General features: G+C 74.2%; 3 protein-coding genes. All 3 read left to right on the forward strand.

The window, feature by feature from the left end:
* Positions 1–1,144, forward strand: a 1,144-nt coding sequence (locus tag VIB55_RS12665; RefSeq protein WP_331877013.1) for a DegT/DnrJ/EryC1/StrS family aminotransferase, incomplete at its 5' end; no start/stop codon positions are given.
* Positions 1,141–2,469: a glycosyltransferase gene (locus tag VIB55_RS12670; RefSeq protein ID WP_331877014.1), complete on the forward strand. Its 1,329-nt coding sequence runs from the start codon at positions 1,141–1,143 to the stop codon at positions 2,467–2,469. The genes VIB55_RS12665 and VIB55_RS12670, both read left to right, overlap by 4 nt.
* 68 nt (positions 2,470–2,537) lie before the next feature.
* Positions 2,538–2,897, forward strand: a complete 360-nt coding sequence (locus VIB55_RS12675) for a cupin domain-containing protein (RefSeq protein ID WP_331877015.1) — start codon at positions 2,538–2,540, stop codon at positions 2,895–2,897.
* Positions 2,898–2,990 lie beyond the last annotated feature (93 nt).

A 2,990-nucleotide genomic window follows, 5' to 3' on the forward strand; every position in this document is an offset into this window, starting at 1 on the left:
CCTCCTGTCCACCCCCCACATGAGCGGGCGTGAGCAGGCGTACGTGGCCGACGCCTTCGCCACCAACTGGATCGCCCCTCTTGGCCCCCACGTGGACGCCTTCGAGGCCGAGTTCGCCCGCACCGTGGGCTCCCGCCACGCGGCCGCGCTCAGCTCGGGGACGGCGGCGCTGCACCTGGCGCTGCAGCTGGCCGGGGTGGGGCCGGGGGACGAGGTGCTGGTGAGCTCGCTGACTTTTTCGGCCAGCGTGAACCCCATCGTGTACCTGGGCGCGCGCCCGGCGTTCATCGACAGCGAGGCGCGGTCGTGGAACATGGACCCGGCCCTGCTGGCGCAGGCGCTGGAAGACCGCGCCCGCGCCGGGCGGCTCCCCGCGGCAGTGGTGGTGGTGCACCTGTACGGGCAGAGCGCCGACCTGCACCCCATCGTCGACGCCTGCGCGCGCCACGGGGTGCCGCTGGTGGAAGACGCCGCCGAGGCGCTGGGCGCCACCTACCACGGGCGGGCGCCGGGCACCTTCGGGCAGTCGGGGATCTTTTCGTTCAACGGCAACAAGGTGATCACCACCTCGGGCGGCGGCATGCTGGTGTCCGACGACGACGCCCTGGTGGCCCACGCCCGCAAGCTGGCCACGCAGGCCCGCGACCCGGCCCCGCACTACGAGCACTCCGAGATCGGCTACAACTACCGGCTGAGCAACGTGCTGGCGGCCATCGGGCGCGCGCAGCTGGAGGTGCTGGAAGAGCGGGTGCTGGCGCGCCGGGCCGTCTTCGAGTTCTACCGCCAGGCCTTGGCCGGCGTCCCCGGGCTGCGGTGGATGCCCGAGGCTTCCTGGGGCCGCCACAGCCGCTGGCTGACCTGCCTGACGGTGGACCCCGCCGAGTTCGGCGCCGACCGCGAGTCGCTGCGGCTGGCGCTGGAGGCGCAGAACATCGAGGCGCGGCCGGTGTGGAAGCCCATGCACCTGCAGCCGGTGTTCGCCGGGCTCCCCGCCTGGGGCGGCGACGTGGCGCGCGGCCTGTTCGAACACGGGCTGTGCCTCCCCTCGGGGAGCAACCTGCCGGAATCCGACCTGGAGCGCGTGGCGGAGGTGGTGCGCGCCACGGCGGGCGGGGCGGCGGCGGCGCGCCGGCAGGTGGCGTGACCGCGGGGCCGGCGGGGCGGGGCGGGGTCGCCGTCCTGGTGCTGCTGGAGCGCTACCTGCCCGGGTACAAGGCGGGCGGGCCGCTGCGCACCGTGCAGAACATGGTCGAGCAGATGGGGCCTCCATTCCGCTTCCGCATCCTTACCCGCGACCGCGACATGGGCGACGCCAGCGCCTACCCCGGCATCGTGTCGGGCGCGTGGCAGCCCGTGGGGCGGGGCGAGGCGCTGTACCTGCCTCCCCGGCAGGTGGGGCTGCGCGGGCTGCGCCGGGCCATGCGAGGCACCGGGCACGACGTGCTGTACCTGAACAGCCTCTTTTCGGCGCCCATGTCCATCGCCCCGTTGCTGCTGCGCCGGCTGCGCGCCGTCCCCGTGACGCCGGTGGTGCTGGCGCCCCGGGGCGAGCTTCACCCCGGCGCGCTGTCGGTGGGCGCATGGGGCCGGTGGGTGCCCCGCGGCCTGGCCGGGCGCCTTCCCTCGCCCAAGTACCTGAAGAAGCGCGTGTACATCGGCCTTTCCCGGGCGGCGGGGCTGTACCGCGGGGTCACGTGGCAGGCCTCGAGCGAGGACGAAGCGGCCGAGATCCGGCGGCGCATGGGAACGCGCGCCGTGGTCGTGGTGGCGCCGGACCTGGTGGCGGCGCCCGCGCCCTCCGCCGGGCTCCGTGCACCCAAGCGGGCGGGGGTGGTGCGAGCCATGTTCCTGTCGCGCATCGACCCCAAGAAGAACCTGGCGTACGCCATCGCACTCCTCGGCGCGGTCCGGGGGCGGGTGGAGCTCGGCATCTACGGACCGGTGGGCGACCCCCTCTACTGGGCGCGGTGCCGCGCCCTGTTCCAGGCCCTGCCGCCGCACGTGGAAGTGCGCTACCACGGCCCGGTGCAGTCCGACCGGGTGGGGGCGCTGATGCGCTCCTACGACGTGTTCCTGCTCCCCACGCTGGGCGAGAACTTCGGGCACGTGGTGGTGGAGGCGCTGGTGCAGGGGTGTCCCGCGCTGATCAGCGACCAGACGCCGTGGCGGGGGCTGGAGGCGGTGCACGCCGGGTGGGACCTGCCGCTGGACCGCCCCGCGGCGTTCGTGGCCGCCCTGCAGCGGGTGGCCGACATGGGCCCCGACGAGCACGCCCGCTGGTCGGCCGGCGCCGCGGCGCTGGGCCGGCGCCGGAGCGCCGACCAGTCGGCGCTCCGGCTGAACCGCGAACTGTTCTTTCGGGCCGCCGGGCGGCAGCCCGGGGCCTCGCGGGAGATGGAGCCCCGGCACGCGCCGCGGCCGCGCGGGCTGGCCGCGTCGGGGCTGTCGCGCGGCGGGGGCCGGGGCTAGCTTTCACGGCGCCGCCGCCGCGACGGCGGCCGCGCATCCGCTTTCCTGAATTGCACTTTCGCACAACGATGCAACCAAACGCCGATTCGCCCTTCGCCGAGCCCAAGATCGTCCCCAAGCCGTGGGGCCGGGAGGTCTGGTACGCCCACGAAGACCGCTACGCCGGCAAGGTGCTGGAGGTCACGGCCGGACACGCCCTTTCGCTGCAGAAGCACGAGCGCAAGCAGGAAACCATGCTGCTGCAGAGCGGCCGGCTGCGCTTTCACTTCAACGGCGTGGACTACGAGATGTCGCCCGGCCAGTGCATCACCGTGCGCCCCGGCGACGTGCACCGCATGGAGGCGCTGGAAGACTCGGTTCTCCTCGAGGTGAGCACCCCCGAGCTGGACGACGTGATCCGGCTCGAGGACCGCTACGGCCGGGGCTGAGCCCCGCCGTGCAGACGCATCCGCCATGACGCTGATCGTGACCGGCGGCGCCGGGTTCATCGGGGGCCACGTCTGCCGCCGCCTGCTCGACGC

The organism is Longimicrobium sp., from assembly GCF_036554565.1.
In the GTDB taxonomy this organism is placed as follows: domain Bacteria; phylum Gemmatimonadota; class Gemmatimonadetes; order Longimicrobiales; family Longimicrobiaceae; genus Longimicrobium.